The organism is Psychrobacter sp. M17(2026), assembly GCF_055699815.1.
In genome coordinates this window covers 1,611,472-1,633,281 of the sequence record NZ_CM146741.1, presented here as the reverse complement: position 1 = coordinate 1,633,281, position 21,810 = coordinate 1,611,472, and the positions used below count along the sequence as shown (strand labels likewise).

The 21,810-nt window shown below is 42.7% G+C and carries 20 protein-coding genes; 7 read left to right on the top strand and 13 right to left on the bottom strand.

Annotated elements, in window-relative coordinates; genetic code table 11:
- Positions 1-126: 126 nt before the first annotated feature.
- Positions 127-573 carry a hypothetical protein gene (locus ACR63T_RS06930; RefSeq protein ID WP_472783488.1) on the bottom strand — a complete coding sequence of 149 codons (447 nt, stop codon included), beginning with the start codon at positions 571-573 and terminating at the stop codon, positions 127-129.
- A gap of 429 nt (positions 574-1,002) precedes the next feature.
- Positions 1,003-2,232 (bottom strand): 2-methylaconitate cis-trans isomerase PrpF, encoded by a 1,230-nt coding sequence (gene prpF, locus ACR63T_RS06925; protein WP_472783487.1) that lies wholly within the window; start codon positions 2,230-2,232, stop codon positions 1,003-1,005.
- Between the two features lie 55 nt (positions 2,233-2,287).
- Here prpF and ACR63T_RS06920 point away from each other — a divergent pair, with 55 nt between their 5' ends.
- A complete protein-coding gene (locus ACR63T_RS06920) occupies positions 2,288-2,473 on the top strand; it encodes a hypothetical protein (RefSeq protein ID WP_305900348.1) in 186 nt (61 codons plus the stop codon).
- Positions 2,474-2,476: 3 nt separating this feature from the next.
- Here ACR63T_RS06920 and ACR63T_RS06915 read toward each other — a convergent pair whose 3' ends face one another.
- The 6 genes from ACR63T_RS06915 to ACR63T_RS06890 all read right to left on the bottom strand — a co-directional run bounded on the left by ACR63T_RS06915 (position 2,477) and on the right by ACR63T_RS06890 (position 10,968).
- Positions 2,477-2,722, bottom strand: coding sequence for a type II toxin-antitoxin system Phd/YefM family antitoxin (locus ACR63T_RS06915; RefSeq protein ID WP_472783486.1), 246 nt, complete (start codon positions 2,720-2,722; stop codon positions 2,477-2,479).
- 251 nt (positions 2,723-2,973) lie between these two features.
- Positions 2,974-5,607 (bottom strand): Fe/S-dependent 2-methylisocitrate dehydratase AcnD, encoded by a 2,634-nt coding sequence (gene acnD, locus ACR63T_RS06910; protein WP_472785251.1) that lies wholly within the window; start codon positions 5,605-5,607, stop codon positions 2,974-2,976.
- 243 nt (positions 5,608-5,850) lie between these two features.
- A complete protein-coding gene (gene prpC / locus ACR63T_RS06905) occupies positions 5,851-6,978 on the bottom strand; it encodes a bifunctional 2-methylcitrate synthase/citrate synthase (RefSeq protein ID WP_472783485.1) in 1,128 nt (375 codons plus the stop codon).
- Positions 6,979-7,045: 67 nt separating this feature from the next.
- Complete coding sequence (gene prpB, locus ACR63T_RS06900) at positions 7,046-7,939, bottom strand: methylisocitrate lyase (protein ID WP_305898168.1); 894 nt, start codon at positions 7,937-7,939, stop codon at positions 7,046-7,048.
- 472 nt (positions 7,940-8,411) lie between these two features.
- Complete coding sequence (locus tag ACR63T_RS06895) at positions 8,412-9,698, bottom strand: NRAMP family divalent metal transporter (RefSeq protein WP_371747861.1); 1,287 nt, start codon at positions 9,696-9,698, stop codon at positions 8,412-8,414.
- A 205-nt stretch (positions 9,699-9,903) separates the two neighbouring features.
- Positions 9,904-10,968: a LysR family transcriptional regulator gene (locus ACR63T_RS06890; RefSeq protein WP_472783484.1), complete on the bottom strand. Its 1,065-nt coding sequence runs from the start codon at positions 10,966-10,968 to the stop codon at positions 9,904-9,906.
- A 591-nt stretch (positions 10,969-11,559) separates the two neighbouring features.
- Here ACR63T_RS06890 and ACR63T_RS06885 point away from each other — a divergent pair.
- Positions 11,560-12,468, top strand: coding sequence for a hypothetical protein (locus ACR63T_RS06885; RefSeq protein ID WP_472783483.1), 909 nt, complete (start codon positions 11,560-11,562; stop codon positions 12,466-12,468).
- A gap of 203 nt (positions 12,469-12,671) precedes the next feature.
- Here the strand turns inward: ACR63T_RS06885 and ACR63T_RS06880 are convergent, their stop codons facing one another.
- Positions 12,672-13,799, bottom strand: coding sequence for a zinc-binding dehydrogenase (locus ACR63T_RS06880; RefSeq protein WP_472783482.1), 1,128 nt, complete (start codon positions 13,797-13,799; stop codon positions 12,672-12,674).
- Positions 13,800-13,907: 108 nt separating this feature from the next.
- A complete protein-coding gene (locus tag ACR63T_RS06875; RefSeq protein ID WP_472783481.1) occupies positions 13,908-14,585 on the bottom strand; it encodes a glutathione S-transferase family protein in 678 nt (225 codons plus the stop codon).
- 161 nt (positions 14,586-14,746) lie between these two features.
- Between ACR63T_RS06875 and ACR63T_RS06870 the strand changes: the two genes are divergently transcribed.
- The gene (locus ACR63T_RS06870; RefSeq protein ID WP_305898163.1) at positions 14,747-15,661 is read left to right on the top strand and encodes a LysR family transcriptional regulator; all 915 of its coding nucleotides are present in this window, start codon (positions 14,747-14,749) and stop codon (positions 15,659-15,661) included.
- Positions 15,662-15,841: 180 nt separating this feature from the next.
- On the opposite strand, the gene ACR63T_RS06865 is transcribed toward ACR63T_RS06870, so the two are convergent.
- Positions 15,842-16,246, bottom strand: a complete 405-nt coding sequence (locus tag ACR63T_RS06865; RefSeq protein ID WP_472783480.1) for a hypothetical protein — start codon at positions 16,244-16,246, stop codon at positions 15,842-15,844.
- Positions 16,247-16,529: 283 nt separating this feature from the next.
- Between ACR63T_RS06865 and ACR63T_RS06860 the strand changes: the two genes are divergently transcribed.
- Positions 16,530-17,177: a hypothetical protein gene (locus ACR63T_RS06860; RefSeq protein WP_472783479.1), complete on the top strand. Its 648-nt coding sequence runs from the start codon at positions 16,530-16,532 to the stop codon at positions 17,175-17,177.
- 358 nt (positions 17,178-17,535) lie between these two features.
- Here ACR63T_RS06860 and ACR63T_RS06855 read toward each other — a convergent pair whose 3' ends face one another.
- On the bottom strand, positions 17,536-18,123 hold the full coding sequence (locus ACR63T_RS06855; protein WP_472783478.1) for a TetR/AcrR family transcriptional regulator: 588 nt from the start codon (positions 18,121-18,123) through the stop codon (positions 17,536-17,538).
- A gap of 167 nt (positions 18,124-18,290) precedes the next feature.
- Between ACR63T_RS06855 and ACR63T_RS06850 the strand changes: the two genes are divergently transcribed.
- The 3 genes from ACR63T_RS06850 (at position 18,291) to ACR63T_RS06840 (ending at position 20,926) form a co-directional block, all read left to right on the top strand.
- Complete coding sequence (locus ACR63T_RS06850) at positions 18,291-18,599, top strand: NAD(P)-binding protein (RefSeq protein ID WP_472783477.1); 309 nt, start codon at positions 18,291-18,293, stop codon at positions 18,597-18,599.
- A 6-nt stretch (positions 18,600-18,605) separates the two neighbouring features.
- Positions 18,606-19,754, top strand: coding sequence for a hypothetical protein (locus tag ACR63T_RS06845; protein ID WP_472783476.1), 1,149 nt, complete (start codon positions 18,606-18,608; stop codon positions 19,752-19,754).
- Positions 19,755-19,843: 89 nt separating this feature from the next.
- On the top strand, positions 19,844-20,926 hold the full coding sequence (locus tag ACR63T_RS06840; RefSeq protein WP_472783475.1) for a DUF2855 family protein: 1,083 nt from the start codon (positions 19,844-19,846) through the stop codon (positions 20,924-20,926).
- A 100-nt stretch (positions 20,927-21,026) separates the two neighbouring features.
- Here the strand turns inward: ACR63T_RS06840 and ACR63T_RS06835 are convergent, their stop codons facing one another.
- Positions 21,027-21,668, bottom strand: coding sequence for a GDSL-type esterase/lipase family protein (locus ACR63T_RS06835; protein ID WP_472783474.1), 642 nt, complete (start codon positions 21,666-21,668; stop codon positions 21,027-21,029).
- Positions 21,669-21,810: the final 142 nt, after the last annotated feature.

Sequence of the window (21,810 nt, the reverse complement as noted above, 5' to 3'; positions counted from 1 at the left end):
TATTTATATCTCTAAGGTCTATATTTTTTTTGATAACTTCTTTTATGAGTATTAAAATATCTATTTTCTTTATTGTATCTATCTATCATTTCATTAAGTACTACAATTTTATCTTGGAAAGAACTTTTAACTCCTCTCGTGTGTTATCAAAAAAACGCGGCATATTCTGGCTTGATAACCCTCTTCTAGAGTTCGTAAGTATTCAATCTCGTCGTTGTACTCAGTTATCATGCTATCTATTTGTTTAACCTTGTTTCTATAGTATCTCTCATCATCATTGAGCGCATCTATCTTCCTATTCGTAGAACGACATCCTCTACCATCTTCCTCGCACCTTTCAACGAGGTACTCTAGTGCAGCTTCGGTATTATTAATACTCCTGACGGTATCTCTAAGATGATCTTCTTCTTTGTCTATTTCAATGCCAAGGTTTTTTAAATCATCCCTCTTTCTATCTAGTGTCGTTTCTAAATTCTGACATTTTTCAACGGCTACTTCTTCCTCTACTGTGTATTGAGCCATAGCGTATTGGCTTGAAAATAAAATAAAAATTAAAAATGATAATAGCTTCATATTTTTTCCTTTCGCTTTAGTTTTCCCTTAATTTAAATATAGCGAAAACTTGATTCCTTTCATTTGTTTTATACTTCTTTCATAGGCTATTATTATTTAGACAAATTGCTTCTTGTCTATTTTATGAGTCTTGATTTTTTTTAGTATAAAGATGGTGAGAACGATAGCAAAAGCCCTTAGTCATGCTAGCGTATCATCATAGCATACACTAAATAATAGTTAATAATAACAATGAGCAGCCTATGAAGGGTGTTATCGACTCTAAAACAAAGCTTATGAAGGCTGTTTTTAATAAGAAGTGATGGCTTTGGTACGTGCCTAAAACATAATAAATAAGCGATACTCAGTACTATAATAAATAAAGTCTTCTATACGATAAACGGCGTATAGAAGACTTATTTACTTAATGATATCAAAAAGAATTGTTATCTAAAATGCATCCGCTGGTACGAACACTTCACCGACCATAATACGTCGCGCTGAACGACTCATCGACACTTTTTTGGCTTGCCAGCGCCCATCGACTTGTTCGGTTGCACCGCCAACGAGTAGCATACCAGAGGGATGACCGAATCTAACTTCATCAAGGCTGCCACCGCCAGCCGCTTGGTTAACTAACGTACCTTGGGTGGTTGCCGCTGCGGCAATAGCGACCGCTGCCGTACCCATCATCGCATGATGCAATTGACCCATACTCATAGCGCGTACCACTAAATCAACATCATTTGCCTTAACTTCGCTACCACTAGAAGCCGTATAACCCTCTGCTGGAGCCACCCAGGCGATCTTAGGAATATGTTGGCTAGCTTGCGCCTCAGACTCATCTTTAAACAGACCCATTGCAACTCCGCCACGGGCGCGTATTTTCTCAAGTTTGCTAAGTAGCTCCTGATTACTATTAATATCACCTTGTAATTCAGTACCAGTAAATCCCAAGTCCGCAGCATTCATAAAGATAGTAGGAATACCTGCGCTAATAAAAGTGGCTTTAACACTATCAGACGTAAGACCACAACCTGAGACATCAAAATCATCAAATAGATTGTTGGTCGGGAACATAGCGCTTGATGAATCGACAGGATCGATAAACTCAATCTTGACTTCAGCCGCAGGGAAGGTCACACCATCTAACTCAAAGTCACCCGTCTCTTGTACTTGTACGCGGCCGTTATCATCTTTGTAAACAGGAACATACGCGATAATGGTTTTGCCGATATTCTGTTGCCAAATACGCACTTTGCAAATGCCACTGTCCGTGCTAGCTTCAATTTTATCGGTAGCAACTAAGCCCATATTAATGGCACAAGCGCCAACCGCAGCGGTCAAGTTACCGCAATTTCCTGCCCAATCTATCATCGGTTTAGCGATATTGACTTGTCCAAATAGATAATTAACGTCATGGTCGGCTTTGTCTGACTTGGACAAAATTACCGTTTTTGAAGTGCTAGAGCTACCATTACCTAGGCCATCAATTTGCTTACCATAAGGGTCAGGGCTACCAATCACCTTTAATAATAAATTATCGCGCGACTTGCCAGCCACTTGGCAACGCTCAGGTAAATCAGATAGTTTAAAGAATGTGCCTTTTGAAGTACCGCCGCGCATGTAGGTGGCGGGGACTGAGATTTGTGGGGCGAATTTTGGTTTTGATTGGGTCATTGTGAGAGTCCTTTTGTATTTTTATAACTTAGCTATGGTTTTATTGGTAATATGAATGAATATAGATTATCTAAAAATAGAGAAGGTTATGACAGTAAATAAAGAGCACAAGGAAAGTTCGGAAAAAATTAAGCGGATCATGCAAGACAATCCTGATTTGTCTTACGAGTTTGTACATCAGTTATTAATTGCTCAGGCAGAAGTTGATGCTGGTAAAGTTGAGCCTTATGAGTTTGGGTGAATGCTATTTACTTTTAGAATCCATCTCACCGTTTTCATATTGTGCAATCGACTTAGCTAGATGAGCAGCGTTAGTAGGCGACTTTAGCAAATAAAGCGTTTCCATCAAGCTGTTATAATGAGCAAGCGACATAATTACTGCATCACCCGTGTTAAAGCTTTTAACAGTGATAACGTCATTACTATCACATACGGTGTCTAAAATAGCTTTCAGATCATTATTGGCTTCTACAAAACTGATACTTTTCATAATATTTTTCTTAATATAAGATTTCAATAAAGTACGATCTATTGTAGGCTGCGGCTTTTAGCCCAGCATAGCGATTTTGCAGAATTCGTAGCTGGGTTAAAAACCCAGCCTACGCCAACATATTAATGTAATAGCGTTAATACTAATATTCAATCCTACTATCTTTACCATAATAGGATAAAAAAACCGATGCCATATAAATCTATACAACATCGGCTCCTTTGTATTTATCAGCTTAGAATGCTAAAAAACTAAGCCATATCTAACGTCCCATCGATAAACTCTTTAGCAAATCTCTGTAGCATACCACCAGCGTTATACATTTTGACTTCATCAGCAGTGTCTAGGCGGCAGATAATCGGAACTTCCGTTTTGCTACCATCAGTACGGTTAATAACTAAGGTCATGAACCCGCCAGCAGAAACGCTACCTGTCACATCAAATACTTCGGTACCATCGATATTTAAGGTATTACGATTAACGCCTTTTTCGAACTGTAAGGGCAGTGCGCCCATACCGACTAAGTTTTGACGATGGATACGTTCAAAGTCCTCAGCAACGACCACTTCAACACCCGCTAAACGAACCCCTTTGGCAGCCCAGTCACGGCTTGAGCCTTGACCATAACCATCACCTGCAATAATGATAAGAGGTTGATCGCGGTTCATGTAGGTTTCAATCGCTTCCCACATACGCATGACTTCACCTTCGGGCTCAACGCGAGCTAATGAGCCTTGGATAACTTCTCCATCTGCGTCACGTACCATCTCATTAAGCAATTTTGGATTAGCAAAAGTGGCACGCTGAGCAGTTAAGTGATCGCCGCGATGGGTAGCGTACGAGTTGTAGTCTTCCGCAGGCAATCCCATCGTATCAAGATACTCGCCAGCAGCAGATTCGCCTAAGATAGCATTCGATGGTGACATATGATCGGTAGTGATGTTGTCACCAAGTACCGCTAATGGACGCATGCCTGTGAGCTTATTCATCGCTGCCATCGCGCCTTCCCAATAGGGCGGACGACGGATATAAGTGGTTTGCTCGCGCCAGTTATAAAGAGGACTCAATGCTTTACCCGTATCCTTTTTGGCCTCATCGAACATCGGGATATAGACGGCATTGAACTGTTCAGGCTTCACCGCTGCCGCAACGATAGCATCGACCTCTTCATCGTCGAACCAGATATCTTTTAGATAAACGTCATTGCCATCTTGGTCTTGGCCGAGCGAATCCTTTTCAATATCAAAGCGAATATTACCGGCGATAGCATAAGCGATAACTAATGGTGGTGATGCTAAAAATGCTTGCTTGGCATACGGATGAATACGCCCATCAAAGTTACGGTTACCTGATAATACCGCCGTGGTAAATAGGTCATTATCAATGATTTCTTTTTCGATATCAGGGTCGAGCGCGCCGCTCATACCGTTACAAGTGGTGCAAGCAAAACCAACCACATCAAAGCCAATCTCTTGTAGCTCTGGCATTAGTCCTGCTTCTTCTAAGTACATCTTAACCGTTTTAGAGCCAGGCGCGAGTGATGACTTGACCCAAGGCTTACGCAGTAGACCTTTGGCGTTAGCATTACGGGCTACTAGGCCAGCAGCTACCATATTGCGTGGGTTTGAAGTGTTAGTACAGCTAGTGATAGCCGCAATAATAACTGCGCCATCTGGCATCATACCGTCTTTTGGCTCGGGTAATTTGTTCTCAGGCGCGTGGGCGATACCTTTTGCGACTAAATCCGTCGTTGAAACCCTCGCATGTGGACGCGATGGGCCTGCTAAGTTACGCACAACTGCGGATAAATCAAACTCTAAGACGCGCGCGTATTCGGCATTTTCCATGCCATCAGCCCATAGACCAACTTGCTTGGCATATTGCTCGACTAATTTAATTTGATCTTCACTACGGCCTGTCAGGCGTAAATAGTCAATAGTTTGCTCATCAATATAGAACATCGCAGCAGTTGCGCCATATTCAGGGGTCATATTAGAGATAGAAGCGCGGTCACCAACAGTTAGGTTACGTGCGCCTTCACCGAAGAATTCAATATAAGTCGATACCACGCCAGCATCGCGTAAGAACTCAGTCATCGCGAGGACTAAATCCGTACCCGTAATGCCTTTTTGTAATTTACCGGTTAATTTCACCCCAACGTAATCAGGCAGGCGCATGTAAGAGGGATTGCCTAGCATAACGCTTTCAGCCTCTAAGCCGCCAACACCGATAGAGATAACGCCAAGCGCATCAACCATAGGCGTATGGCTGTCGGTGCCGACTAAGGTATCAGCAAAAGCCACTTGCTCGCCCGCTTTATTTTGCACCACTTGCACGACGGGTGACATTTTTTCAAGGTTGATTTGATGCATGATGCCGTTACCAGGCGGTACGACGTTAACGTTATCAAAGGCATACTCGCACCAGTTGATAAAGTGAAAACGGTCATCGTTACGGCGCTCTTCAATCGCGCGGTTTTTCTCGAAGGCGTTTTCTTCAAAGCCTGCATGTTCGACGGCTAAGGAGTGATCAACAATTAACTGAGTAGGTACTATAGGATTTACTTTAGACGGATCACCACCTTGTTCAGCGATAGCATCACGTAGACCAGCCAAATCGACAAAGGCGGTCTGACCTAAGATATCATGACATACCACGCGCGCAGGGTACCAGGGAAAATCCAAGTCTTGCTTACCTTCGATATGCTGTTTAAGAGCCGCGGTTAAATCCTCTGGTGGGCAACGGCGTACTAAGTTTTCGCACAGCACTTTTGAGCAGAACGGGAGCTTGTCATACGCGCCCGCTTGAATATTTTCAACGGCTTCACGAGTGTCAAAATAATACAGCTCAGTATCAGGTAGGGGCTTTTTAAATTGGTCATTCATCGGTTGTACTAGAGCATTGTCCATAAGTCACCTTTGGCAGTTAGCTGATTGGAATGGGTTTATATAAGAAAGGGTAATTCTTTTAGTAAAGTTGTTATCGATTAAATCAAACTTTGCTAAAAAAACTATATGAAAATAAGAGAGGAGTTGTAGGGTGCGCCCAGCGCACCATCGAAAAAGATATTTAACAATTGGTGCGCACGGCACACCCTACAACTCAACTTTACTTAATCAACTCAAAACTTAACGCGCACTAATATCAGGCACGTCTCTTGGCTCTTCACCGATATATTCCGCACTTGGGCGAATGATACGATTATTCGCACGCTGCTCAAACACGTGAGCGGCCCAACCTGTTAAGCGTGAACAGACAAAGATAGGTGTGAATAGCTTGGTTGGAATACCCATAAAGTTGTAGGTTGAGGCATGGAAGAAGTCTGCATTACAGAACAGTTTTTTCTCGCGCCACATGACTTCTTCACAGCGTACCGATACAGGGTATAGCACCGTGTCACCAACATCGTCAGCTAGTTTTTCAGCCCATTTCTTGATAATGACGTTACGCGGATCAGACTCGCTATAGATGGCATGACCAAAGCCCATAATTTTATCTTTACGCGCCAGCATTGCCATCATCTCTTCTTCAGCTTCATCAGCTGATTTGAAGTCTTGAATCATATCCATAGCTGCTTCGTTTGCGCCGCCATGCAAGTGACCACGTAATGAACCAATTGCGCCTGTGATGCATGAATGAATATCAGATAAGGTAGAGGCACAAACGCGAGCGGTAAAGGTTGAAGCGTTAAACTCATGCTCAGCGTACAAGATAAGTGAGACGTTCATGACCTTGGTATGTAGCTCGTTTGGCTTCTCGCCTTTAAGCAGATGCAGGAAATGCCCGCCGATAGTGTCATCATCAGTCTCGGTCTCGATACGCACATTGTCATGGCTAAAGCGATACCAGTAATTAATGATCGATGGGAAAACCGCTAGCATACGATCGGTCTGATCGTTCTCCTCAGAGAAGTCCATTTCAGTCTCAAGGTTACCGAGCATAGAGCAACCCGTGCGCAATACGTCCATTGGATGGGCGCTAGCAGGAATACGCTCAAGTACGTCTTTGAGCGCTTGCGGTAGACCGCGCATCGTTTTGAGCTTGGTTTGATAAGCATCAAGCTCGCTTTGGGTTGGCAAGTTGCCATAGAGCAATAGATATGCGACTTCTTCAAAGATGCATTTGTCTGCCAAGTCTGAGACGTCATATCCGCGATAGGTCAGACCTGAGCCTGATTTACCGACGGTAGATAGAGCAGTCTTACCTGCGACTTGACCGCGCAATCCTGCGCCTGATAGTTCCTTTTGTGCTGCCATGATACATTCCTTTTTGGTGGCTTTTGGGGTGTTACGGTTTTAATACTACAGTTTTAAGGGTAAGGCTTTACTTTTTATCAGCAAATAATTTGTCCAAAGTCTGCTCAAATTCATGATAGTTCAAGAAGTCATACAGCTCCATACGGGTTTGCATAGTATCGACGACGTTTTCTTGAGTACCGTCAGCCAAAATATGCTGATAAACATTGAATGCGGCTTTATTCATCGCACGAAACGCTGACAGCGGGTAAAGCACCATATCAACACCAACGCTATGCAGCTGCTCAGTAGTATAAAGATCAGTCTGACCAAACTCAGTCATATTAGCCAGTACTGGAATATCCAATACGTCGGTAAACTTGCGATACATCTCGATATCGGTCAAGGCCTCAGCAAAGATCATATCCGCACCAGCTTCTTGGAATGCAACCGCGCGCTCAACCGCAGCATCTAAGCCTTCGACTGATAAGGCATCGGTGCGCGCCATAACGACAAAATCTGGATCGGTTTTGGCATCCATAGCCGCTTTTAGACGATCAACCATTTCAGTAATGCTGACGATTTCTTTATTAGGGCGGTGACCACAGCGCTTTTGGGCGACTTGGTCTTCGATATGTACCGCTGCGACGCCTGCTTTTTCCATTTTACGCACGGTTTGGGCGATGTTAAATGCACCACCAAAGCCTGTATCGATATCGACTAGTAGTGGCGTATCCACCGCATCAGTAATACGGCGCGCGTCTTCTAATACATTATCGAGGCTTGTCATGCCCAAATCAGGTAAGCCAAAAGAGGCATTTGCCACACCAGCACCAGATAGATAGATAGCCTGATGACCCGCTTGAGTCGCCATCATTGCCGTATAAGCATTGATTGTACCAACGATTTGCAGTGGTGCGTTATTAGCGTTCTGTTGTTGCATTGCACTACGAAAGCGTGCGCCTGCTGAAGATGAAGTCATTCTATAATCCCTATATGATTTTAAGATAATAATAAAAAAGGTCTAAGCGTCACCGTTTATCAGCACTATTTATCTTTCTATCTTTGGCTCTATCTCTGACGCTTGTATAGCTTTAGAGTATAGGTAATGGGCCAACTTTTAAAGATAAACTTAAAAGCTTTAATCAATATAAATTAAAATAACTAATTAATAAAACTACAACTATCTTATTTATGAATACTGCTATCTATATTGTCTTAATTTACTGAGTCTATTATTCATATTAATAAAACTAAATTAGAATCTTGGATGACTTTTGACATATTTAGTTACAAATTGGTGTATCTGAAATTGGCTAGTTAACTCTTTTAGTGTCATTTACATAATAATAAGGTATAAAAAAGCCCTCATAATTAAAGTTATGAAGGCTTGTTCTTATCCTGACGTATGACGTATAGAGAAGGTTTTCGCTAAGCGTGTTTCGATAGCAGCTTTAAGCAAATACGCCAGCAAGATTGGCTAAGAACAATAGAGCGAAGCCACCCAAAAATAGCAACCCTGCAATGGAGAGGGCATTCATAGCTACGGATAGCTTCTGATGCTTGCGTACTAGTGAGTAATTAAGCCAACCAAAGATAGGCGCGGAGACAAAAGCGGATATCATGGCAAATTTCAGCATAGAGCCTAACTGTCCTGCAAAAAAGCTGATAATAATCAATCCGCCACCGATCGCATAAGTGGTCCAAAAGGCGACTTGCTTTTTATTAATTTCACTATCCCCTTTGATCAACCGCCAGCACTCAGCATTAGCGCGACCGTAACCATCAGCGCAAGTAATCGTAGTACCGAACATACACATAAAGGCGACAAAGGCGACTAGCAGTCTAGACCATTCGCCAATGGTATTGGTATACATACTAATTAGCTGATCGATGTATGCGCCGCCTGCAATCTGAATCTCTTGACCAGAGCCGTATTGTACGAATACTCCTAATGCCAAGAAGAATAATGCCAAAATAGCAGAGATTGAATAGCCGACATTAAAATCTAATAAGCCTTGGCGCTTAGTGGTATTGTCCGTTTTGCGCTTAGCTGACGTCCACATTGAGGTAATAGCGGCAAACTCAAGCGGTGCTGGCATCCAGCCCATAAGCGCGACGATAAAGCCTAAAGTTGCCAAATTCCAAGGAGAAGTCGCTATAAAATCAGCGGTGACTACCGTCGGCTTGCCAGCAGCGATGATGACTGCTGCTAAGGTCGCTGTGGTGAGAGCGATCATAATCCACTTGGTCAATCCATCGAGCAATTTGTAATGACCTGCTATTAAGAACACCCAACATACTGCGGTGACTATCAATGCTAGTGGAATAGTGGATAAGCCTATAGAGGCGGGCAGCATAAAGCCCAATATCACCGCAGCAATCAGAGATACTGCGCCTGTGCTGATGACTGCTGACAAAATAGACAGCAGAAAGTATATCCAAAGATAAGCTTTTGAGCGTTTGGCATAACCTGCGATCAGGCTCTCACCAGTATCGTAGACATAGTCTGTACCAAAACGAAAAAACGGGTACTTAAAGACATTGGCTAAAATAATCATAATAGCCAGCTGCCAGCCATAGATAGCACCTGCTTGGGTCGATGAAATCAGGTGTGAGCCACCAATAGCGGCCGTCGCCATTAAGATGCCAGGCCCAAAGATACGCCAGCTAAAGCCTTCTTGCGTAGCGTTAGCAGTTTGGTTACTGCTATCTGTAGTGTTGATTCGTTGTGTGGTCATGAGTACCTCAATGTAAAGGTGGCAAACTCACACTCATTTGTGTAAGCCGGCCATTAGTTATTACCAATTAAAAATTAAATACAGACCAAAAAATGGCGCTAACTCTATCACAGCTTGCGCCATTGAAGATAATAATAATTTTTGTGACTAATGCCAGCTTTTAGAATCATTTTCTCTATCAGCATTGACTGTAGATAAGTTGTCTCTAAATGAACTGCTGACGCCGATAAGTAATACCGCGTGCTTCGTAGACTTTATAGACAGCCTCTAGCAGCTCAGATACTTTGGGATGACTAAAGTCTTTTAGCGTATGCAAATAAATAGGAGAGGTGACATTCTCGTGAATCAAACGCTGATAGCTAATCTGATCCGTACGCATGGTCTGCAAGCTGGCAGGTACTAGAGTAATACCAACACCTGCCGCGACTAGCCCTAAGGCGACTTGTAAATCACTGACTTTAGTGGTGGCAAAGGGCGTGATGCTATATCGGGCAAATAAATTCAGTAAAGGCTCAGTCACTGTAGATGCTGAAGTTGACTTTATAGCGCTGGCAGGCTCCATTATGGATTTATCTTTTTGCAGTGCTGATGCGTTTTGCGTCATTGCCGTAGTAACAGAATCAGTATTAGGTATTTGCGCGGGCAAATGGGTTTGGTGATAGAGAATCAAGCGATTATTAGCCAAATCAATCAAGCGATGATCAGAGATATTAGCTTGTGGGTGAGATTTGGGTAGCGCAACTACATAGCGCTCATGACGCAGTAATATCTGCTGAATCCATGGATCTTGGTGGGCAAAGCGGCTAAAGCCCACATCAATCTCGCCAGATTTTAGCGCCTCAACTTGTTGATATGAGCTAATATCTTTTAAGTTCACTTCGATATCAGTAGCAGAGCTGCTATTAGGATGCTCATGACCTGCGCTGTGTTGCTTAAGAGTGGCGATAACCTCTGGCAGTAGACCATAGAGGACGGAGGGTACAAAGCCAATATTGAGTGCCGTATCAGGCGCTGATAGCCGCTGAGTCATGTTTGTCACTGTCTCAAGCTCTGTGAGTATCGCGCTCACTTTTTCATAAAAGAACAGACCCGCTTCTGTTAACTGTAAGGGTCTATGATAGCGATTGATGAGCTCGACACCAAGACTAGTCTCCAGCTGCTTTAGCAGTCGGCTAAGACTCGGCTGAGATAACCTTGTAGTCTTAGCCGCTGCACTAAAGCTCTGTAAATCGGCAATGGCGATAAACGCATTGAGCTGCTTTAAGTCCATATAATGATATCCTTGGCATACATCTTGCTTATACTTGACTAACGTTTATATTATGCTTTACTCATATTTTGCATAAATACTGTATATGCAATGCGCCGAATGCGAAATACAGTGTACGATTATATTTCTAGGCGCTTGTTTGTGCGATTATACTGATCCGTATAGCGTGCTTTTTGCATTTAATCTAAACTTAGCCTGATTAAGACTAAGTTTAGAGTGAAATTATATAAGCAGTCTGTTTACAATATTGTTATTATGTAGCAATAATCTATACTGATACCTACGTATGCCGCTATGCAAATAAAATACCGTTGAATGTAAAGTATTGACTTAATTTTGGTAATGATAGCTTTTAATTTTTTATAGATTGATCAGATCAAGTATTATAAACATAACGGTTGGTTATTTTTTAAACAGATTGTTAGTGCTTTATTCGACTATAGTAGCTTATTAATATCATTTAAGACCGTTTATCACTGTATCGTAGCGCCCATACTAAAACTGATTGCAGACTACATTGAAGCGTCCGTATTATAAGAAATACTAACAATTACATAACCTTAATGAAATCTAATGCTATGGTAATACTTTATGACCTCCCCAGACGATACTCGTAATCCTGACAATAGTACAGAGCTATCTAAAGACTCTATTAAGCTTAATATTAATAGTAGGAGTCTGAGTGTCTATGAGCGTTATTTAAAGCAAACTTTAGCCAGTGAAACTTTTAGAAAGTCTGAGTTGGCAGTAGAGCCGACTGATGAGAATACTGACAAGCGCTCAGTAGCAGCTAAAACGACTGCAAATGATAGAACCCACGGCCATATTTCCGATGATCATCTATATGGTTCTGATGATCTATCCGACGATGAAATAGCTTTTTTTGATGATTTATCGGATAGTAACCGCAATAATTCTTCAAGTCCTAATAAAACAAGAGCTAACAAAAGAATAACCAAGCAAAATAAAACAACGGTAGCTTACGAGAATACAGCTACTTATCAAATATCCGAGCCTGCATTTGCTAATAACACTAGGGTATTAGCCGGTAACTTTGATAACAAGCCTAACAATACTTATAGAATACTTACTGCTATTGCCATTTTTTGTATTTTATTACTGATAGCTATCGTTATCGTTATTCTTAATGCCAATAATAGTTTAGTGGCGCTAAGCGATCGCCTAGGCTCAGTTAACTCTCAGATGTCAGCGGTGAACAAAAACATATCTGTTATCGGTCAAGAGACCTCGTTAGCCAATGCTCAAGCTACAGCGGACAAGGAAGCGGCAGAGGCGGCTAATGCTGCGCGTTTGGATTCTGTTAATGAGAGTCTAAATACTATTGCCGCAAATATAAGACCGATAGAGTATAAATCCGTATCGCCATCAACGACTAGACTGCGCTCGATGAATGTGGGCGATGTGAATACCGAACCCGCTATTAGTTATGATGATTTTAAGAACGAATCACAAACAACATTGTATCGTGAGAGCCGATGAGGCAATTAGTGTAGTGTGTTGCTTATTCAGCTATCCAGCAAGTCATTTTTCTAGCTGACGATATATTTAATAATAGCATCCTAGGATAAGTCATAAAAAAGGCAGATACTGTATACAGTATCTGCCTTTTTCGTACCTAGTTTTATAGATGGTTTTGAGCTCAAAGGCTATCTGTACCATCAATCAACTGGCTAAAAACATCATTAGCTTTGAGGCTTAATTAAGTATTTCTCACCTGTGGCTTGTTTGCCATAGGCGGCGATAGATTGTAAGTGTAGAACCTCAGGTAATGACACTTCATGAGTATAGCTGCTGGCAAAGGTAGTAGTGATCTCATCTGCCACACGTTGACGCATTTTCATAACGGTTTTGGTTCCCAATTTACCGAGTGCATTGAACAACAAGAAACCGCCAACGCCCCAAGAAAAACCAAAGTTGCGATTAAGGACAATAGGACCTCGGTTTAATCCGCCATAAACGTAGACTTGCTTAAAGGTATTAGAGCCGTATACGCTGTATTCTTCGACGTCGCGTGTGATAGCGGCTTCCATACAGTTCAAGATATCGCTGGTTAGCTGACCACCGCCGATAGGATCAAAGGCAATCGTAGCGCCCGTCTCGATAATCGCTGAAGTCAAATCAGCAAGGAATGACTCGCTGCTTGAGTTAACCACGTATTTTGCGCCCATATTACGAAGCAAGGTTTCTTGCTCTTCTTTACGGACAATATTGACAAGATCGATGCCATCAGCCATACAAATACGATTAAGCATTTGACCTAGGCTTGAAGCGGCTGCTGCATGAACAATCGCCTTATGACCTTCTGCGCGCATGGTCTCAGTCATCGCAAGGGCGGTTAGCGGATTGACGAAAGAGGATGCGCCTTCTTTAGCCGTTGTGCCTTCTTTTAGCTCCAAGCAGCTTTGCACGTTGACGCAGTGATACTGGCGATAAGTACCGCCACCGATGACCGCAACGATTTTTCCCATCAAGGCTTGCGCTGCCGGTGATGAGCCTGCGGCAACTACAGTACCTGCGCCTTCATTACCCACAGGCGTATCTTTGCCCACGCGGGTTTTGACCGCTGGCATGAACTTGTCAGGGACGTCTGCTGTGATAACTGGGTTTTTCTCGGTACCTGATTGCGCAGCGGTAGACATATCAGCGACGCTAAACAAAATCGCTAAATCTGATGGATTGAGTGGCGCCGCTTCAATACGTACGACAACTTGGTCGTCATTTGGCTGCGGCATGCCGATATCTTGCAACGATACGGTAAGTTTGTTGTCGGCACTAATGGTAGATATTAATTGTATGTTTGTATCGCTCATAATTTTTGCTCCTGCAAATGATTAAAGGTATTAGACAAAGCGTCTTTTGTTGATCGTAAATAGTTCGTTATTTAAATGAGCTATTATTTAGCTTTGTTTAGTTCAGCTCTACTTGGCGTTGGCAGCTTTGATTTGGGCTTGTACGTGTTGCATAAATTCTGGCATATTTGCCATACGATCAGCTTCTATAGCTTGAGCAATGTCAGTTTGCTTCATCGTATCGTTCCACGCTTTCATACCGTCAATCTCTGCTAAGACATCCCAATTAAGCTGGCTTGAAGCAAAGGTATGTACGATAGTAGCGACATAATACATATAAATATCAGCCATCGTGAATGTATCGCCTGCAATCCAAGGTGAAAATTTACACAAACGATTCATAGCAATAATACCGCGCGTCAAGACTTGACGTACCTCGTCTTTGATTACTTGTGGTGCTTGTGCCCCCGAGAAGACAAAAGGTATCAGTCGACGGCTAGATAGCTCAAAATAAAGCTCTGCTATTTTCATAATTTGACGTACGACCGCACGTTCTGTGGCCGGTTTGGGATATAGCGGCTTTTTGGGATAACTATCTTCAAGAAAATCGCAGATAACACTGGACTCTGACAGCTCAAAACCTTCAGCTGTTGTGATAGCGGGTACTTTGCCAACGGGGCTGACGGCTAATAGCTCATCGCTACTTGGGTAAACCAAGTTTTCTTGGAAGGGAATCTCTTTGTGTAAAAGAACGTGTTTTACTAAGTTGTAATAGTTGCTCGCAGCAAATCCATGCAAAGTAATCATAAGGTAGTCATCCATTATTGGCTTAAAAGGTAAAAAATTGAATTAAAATCATTATTACTGGTTTTAATTGGCTTGTATATAACAGATAATAGCAATCACTATTGCTTTTATGGCAATAATAAAATAAAAATACTTAGATATTTAGTGGTTGGAGAGCTCAGTTGGATCAGTTACGTGCAATACGTTATTTCTGTAAAGTTGTCGAAACAGGTAGTTTTACCAAGGCAGCAAAAGTGTTTAATGTGCCACCATCATCATTATCGAGACGAGTGTCAGATTTAGAAAAAACATTGGGAGCCACATTATTAAAGCGCTCAACGCGAATGGTCAAACTGACCGAAGTAGGGCAGGTCTATTATAATGACGTGCAGCAGATACTCAGTCAACTAGAGCAAAGCAAAGAGACTGTTCGTAGCTATCAGACTACACCAATGGGTCGTTTGCGTATTAGCTCGATGGTAGGTTTTGGAGAAAAAGTAGTATTGCCGATCTTAGATGAGTTTAGTGCTTTGTACCCACAGATTGTATTGGATGTCAGTTTGAGTGATGAGTTGTCGACATTGGGACGCGATGATGTCGATATCGCTATTCGTGGTGGTTACGCACCAAATGAGCGAGTGATTGCGATCAGGCTTATGGATAATGGCTTTATTCCAGTCGCCGCACCAAGCTATTTTACAAAGCATGGCATGCCAAGCACTGCCATGGAGCTCAAAAATCATAGCGGTCTGTATTTTAAAACCCCAACAGGGCCAACGCCGTGGTTATGTTATATAGAGGATCAGTGGCACGATGTGTCAGGGCCTGCGGTTGCCATCTCCAACAATGGCGCTTGGCTTGCCAAAAAAGCTTGCAATGGTGAAGGTGTTTTTATGTCAACTCGTTGGGCACTAGCATCTTATCTTGAATCAGGCGCACTACAAGAGCTGATATTTGAGCACGATTTGGCCATCACACAAAATGCTGATATGGCGGTTTATTTGCTGTACCAAAAACAGCGCTATCTAGTACCAAAGGTAAAAGCGGCAGTGGACTTTTTAGTTGAGAAGATAACGACCATCGATATAAACGGTTAACTAATATAGAGTCTATTTAACATAATATACATTATGCGAAAACAAACCAACGGCTTTGAGGTTATTCAGATTCCAGTTAACTATTAGAGTTTGCGCCATATTAAGACTTTACGTATGTAATTTCACATAATGTCTCAGCTTGTAGATATTTAAAGTAATTTTGAAATTCACGCCGACTATCTAAACGCAGTTTTTTATAAGATAACTTTTTAACGTGCGACTACCATATATATCTTCATCTAACATCACGTCAGCAATTTTACATTCTGCTTTTTCATCGATACTGGTACACGCCAGCTCATAATAAATATTACTGCCTTGCGCTAAGCTGACTTTGACTAAGCCTTGCTCAGTGACAGCAAACTGCTTGTCTTGGCTATAGTCAGGATCTTGTGAATCCCATAATATGTCATGACCGATATTACAGCTTATCTGTTCTCTGTCAAAATATGCTTGCTCAAGCGCAAATGCGGCTATTAGCTCCGCTGTGCTATATTCCAATAATACAGGTTTTTCGCTAAATCCTTCTACACTGATATCTTGCTCATACATTTGGCTAATGGTTGCTATCTTAGCTGTGTCCATTGTTATAAATTGCTTATTATTGCCAACAGCCGAACTGGTCATCATTGTTATTAATAACAATACTAGCCGAAGCCTCTTTATCAATAAATATATCATTTGCATAATGTTCTCCTAAACGACATCATGACTACTTATAGCTAACCTTTATTTAAGCATAACTATGTGCATTGTCGACAGTAATAAAATTATTACTGTCGACAATGAATGACACCACTTATCGATCATTCTCACCCCAATATAACAACACATTATGCTTTTTTATATATTTAAAAGGAATACCTTTATGATTTCATTTTCTCGCTCATCTTTAGCTATCGCAGCTAGCTTGGCACTATTATTAACAGTAACAGGCTGTCAGTCGCTACCTAGCAATACTGCACCTACTGAGCAAAATAAATCGTCAGACACCTCAAATGATTCCATGACCACAAATCAATCCCTGACTGAACAAGCGCTTGGCATACAATCTGCCCTCGCCAATAAAGACTATGCCAGTATTATCAGTGATATCCACCCGACACGTGGCGTACGCTTTTCGATGTACGCCTATGTCCGTCCTCAGTCCGATAAAGTCTTTAGTCGTGCGCAGTTCACTCAGTATCTGCAGCAGTCCAATATCCGCTTCACGTGGGGTGAAAAGGACGGTACAGGTGAGCTGTTAGTCACGCCACTACCTAAATACTTGGAGACGTGGGTTAATGCTAAGCAATTTGATAACCAGCCGACCATTAGCGTTAATGACTCAAAAGCTATCGGCAATAGCATCAATAACTTAAATCAGGTCTATCAAGACGCTGATTTTGTTGAGTTTTATCATGGTGGCAGTGAGCAATATAGCGGCATGGACTGGCGCGCAATACGCTTGGTATTTGATGAATATCAAGGGCAGCGCTACCTAGTAGCTATTATCTCAGATCAATGGACAATATAGTCGTTTGGCTGGCAAGCGTTACAAAAAGGAAAAGGCAGCGCACCGTTTGACTCATGCACTGCCCTTTTCGCTTACTACTTTAAAAAAGATAAAATGCTTTGCCTAAAGACATAGCTTACAAACCGACATAATATAAACAAAATCAATAACTTAATTTATATCCATCTTATCTATTTGCTGCATAACCTCTGCCGTCAAACTCAAGGCGGAGATGGTATTTACATAATGCAAGAATCGTAAAACGTACACTTATAGTCCTCTACAAAGCATTCGTCTGTAAAATCATCTATAAAATATTCGCTTACTAAAACAGTCATTTTCTAAGAAAAACGATTTTGTATATTTTGAATAACTCACTTTAAACCGACTGTTTTGCCGCGTCCAATTGGTTAACGACGACTCGCAGCGCCATACGTTTCCAATCAGGATTCTTATTGTGCGTGAGCGCGACATGATGACTGATGCTGACATAGCCATGTACTATCGCCCAAATATCTAACGCCAATTGCCGACATTCAGATGAGCTTGCGTTATCATCCAGATAGGAGCCAACCACGCGAACTAACTTCGCAAACGCCTTGTTGCGCGCGGCAACTGCATTCTCTGATGGCTCGTAACCGGCGTCCGCCTCGCCAAAGATAAGTCGATAATGCGCTTCGTGTTGCTCACCAACATTAAGATATCCTAGACAAGAGGCCAATACTTGCGCTTTACTTGCCCGCTCATCATCAGCGAGCACGCACATTGCATCGCGGACATAATTGAAGCCTTCGATATATAGCGCGTCCAATATGCCTTGCTTGCCTTGAAAGTACTTATAAATACCGATCGTTGATAATCCTGCGCGGCTTGATATAGCACGGACGCTTAGGGCCGCACCGCCGCCTTCTAAGAATAAAGCTGAAGCGGCGTTTAGTATTTTTGTTCTAGGATCTACTGTACTCATTGGACTCTCGCTATGTTTTGACGGTTATAAGCTATTTTGGCATTATCTACAAGTATAATTGATAAAAGCTTGACAATTATAACAGTGTCATCTTAATATATAACACTGTTATTTAACAACACTTGTTCGTTAATTATTCGTTTACTCACACAGGATGCAAAGACGCTATGCCTATTCAACATGTAGAGACTGATTATTTGATTATTGGCAGCGGCGCGGTTGGAATGGCCTTTGCTGATACATTGCTGACTGAGACCAATGCCAATATCATCATTATCGATCGTCATCATAAGCCGGGTGGACATTGGAACGATGCGTATTCGTTCGTGACGCTACATCAGCCCTCCTCCTTTTATGGGGTAAGCTCACGCGAGCTGTGCAATGGTACTGTCGATGAGGTTGGCTTAAACAAAGGCTTAGCGGAGCTGGCAACTGGCGATCAAGTGATGGCCTACTATGATCAGGTCATGAAGTAGACGTTTTTGCCGAGTGGCCGCGTTCAGTACTTCCCTATGTGTGAGTATGATTATGACAGTGAGAACGCAGATGACGGCGTCGCTACCTTTAAGTCAATATTGTCTGATAAAGAGTATCAAGTTAAAGTTAATAAAAAAATTGTCGATGGTACTTACTTTAAAACCTCTGTCCCCTCAACGCATACGCCAAGTTTTACAGTTGCCGATGGGGTACAATTTGAGCCGCTTAACAACTTACCAAATATAAATACCCTGCGTGATGGCTACGTCGTAATTGGCGGCGGCAAAACAGGTATCGATGCGGTACTTTGGTTACTAGAGAATCAAATAGAGCCTGATGATATCACGTGGATAGTCTCAAGAGATGGCTGGCTACTCGATCGCAAAAACGCTCAGCCCTCGCGTGAATTTTTTAACGATACGATGGGCGCGCAAGCAGCACAAGCGGAAGCTATTGGCGAAGCTGAAAACATGGACGATCTATTTAATCGATTAGAGCAAGCAGGCGTGTTGATGCGTATTGACCCCGACGTCAAACCGCAGATGTTTCATGGGGCGACTGTCAGCAAAGATGAGCTAGCACAATTACGCCGCGTCAAAAACATCGTGCGTAAAGGCCGAGTGACCCGCTTGGACGTTGATAAGATTGCTTTTGGTAACAGTGGGCAAGATAGCATCGCAACCACTGCCAATACGATGCATGTTGATTGCTCCGCGCGCGCGGTACCGGTCTCCGATATCTATAGAGTGTTCAAAGGTAACAAGATCATAGTGCAGACCGTACGCTCCTATCAGCCGGTATTTAGTGCCGCTTTCATCGCTCATATTGAGGCAAGCTACGATGATGAGGCGACCAAAAACGAGATATGCGGCGTTGTGCCATTACCGAACCATGATACCGATTGGCTCATGGGCATCATGGCGCAAATGCGTAATCAGCAGCGCTGGGCCAAAGAGCCTGAGATACGCGATTGGCTGATTAATAATCGCTTGGATGGCTTTACCCGACTAGTCCAACCGAGCAGTGAGATGACGCCAGAGCAAGGCGCTACCTTGATGCGTATCAAATCGGCAATGCCAAAAGCGGCGGCGAATATGCCAAAGCTCGTCGGTGAAACCATGCAAATTATGGCAGCGCGTCACGCAAAGTCTTAGAGTCTTGTCAGCTTACAAGCGTCTTTATGACTTTATCAAGGTGCTTGTAGGTTATGATAAACGTTGAACCATAATAAAAGGACAAAATTATGCAGGAATTTCAAACTAATAAAGCAGATTTGGCCCAATCGCGTGTAGTTGAGGCACCCGCGCAAACGATCAGCGACGGTGAGGTACTAGTTAAAGTCGATCGCTTTGCTTTTACCGCGAATAATATCACTTATGCGGTCATGGGCGATCAACTACGTTACTGGCAGTTCTTTGCGCCAAACGGTGACGACCCTAAGCAATGGGGTATTATCCCAGTATGGGGTTTTGCTGATGTCGTTCAGTCAAACTGTGCAGATCTACCTGTTGGTGAGCGTCTATTTGGTTACTTCCCGCCCGCTAATGAGTTAGTGCTCAAGCCTGCGCACATCACCAAGACGAGTATGATGGATGCCAGCGACCATCGCTCGCACCTGCCGCCAGGCTATAATTTATATCAGCGCGTCAATCATGAGCGTGGCTATGATCGTGCTAATGATAATTCACGTATGCTGCTTTTTGTGCTGCACTTAACCTCGTATTGCTTGCACGATTTGCTTGAGAGCAATCACTGGTTCGATGCCGAGCAAATTATCATCATTAGCGCCTCAAGTAAGACCAGTACAGGGTTGGCTTATGGCCTCATTAATGATGACAACGCGCCTGCAGTGATTGGTCTGACCTCAGCGCGTAACGTTGACTTTGTGAACTCAATCAACGCTTACGATAGTGTGCTCAGCTATGATGATCTAGAACAGATCGATGCCAGTAAACCCACAGCTATTATCGATATGTCCGCCAATACCGATGTGCTCAGTCGCTTGCATACGCATTTAGGTGATAACATGCGTTATACCAGCAATGTCGGTGCGACCCATTGGGATGAGCCGCGTCAGGTCGAGGGTATTATCCGTGAGCGAAGCCATCCGTTCTTTGCGCCGAGTCACATTCAGCATCTAATAAAGCAATTAGGTATGGAAGCATTCAATAAGCAGTCCATGCGTTATGTGATGCACAGCATGGCTAAAACCAATGAATGGCTGCAGATTAAGCAGCTCGATGGCGTTGAAGGATTATCTAATGTATACGCTGAGGTATGCGCGGGCAAGATACCTGCCGATGAAGGATTAATCGTTGTAATGTAGCTGTCACCGTCAAGCTTAACGCTTTGTTTTAAGGGATATGAATAAAAAGGAGCGCTTATTGATTAAGCGCTCCTTTTTACATCTAAAAATCGTTCAAAGTTTAACGCGCTACGCCATTTTGTTGTAAATACGCGTACAACCCCTCTGCAAAGTAGCGATAGCCTGCAGCATTGGCATGAATTTGGTCGGACTTGAGCGCATTGTTAGAGATTACCTCGGACCAGCGCTTGCTATATAGCGGTACGTTTTCGCTCTTAGCGATACTAGCATAGATTGGATTGTCGCTGGCACGACCGAACAGTGCACTGGCGCTAAAATAAGGCTGTGCGATTAGGATAACGTCAATATTGGCGGCTTTTAGCTGCTTAACAGCCGTTGTGATATTAGCCGCTGTAACCTCTGACGGTACTCGGCGCAGTACATCATTACCACCGACGCTCAGTAATACCAAATCTGGATTTTGCGCGATAACAGTATCAATCCGCCCCAGTACATTGGCTGAAGTATTACCATTGACACCGGCATTGATGATTTTCCAACCAGTCATATCTGCTAACACCGCAGGATAAGTAAGGTCTCTGTTGACGCTATAGCCGTAAGTGAGCGAGTCTCCAAGCGCGACAACATTACTGCCTGTCGGTAAGACAAGCTCAATGACATCCTCATTATTACTACAGCCGTTTAGGCTGATAATAGCTATTGCAACAGTAGCTGATCTTATAAACGAATAACAACTGTGCATAATTACGTTTACCCCTTTACTTGTCTTAATTCGCTGCTATTAACATTGATTTTATAGCGCTTCTTTATTATCAGTATATTTTGACATTGAGCTATAGATAATGATCGTGCAAGTGCTTATATTATTCGTAATGATTGTTTTA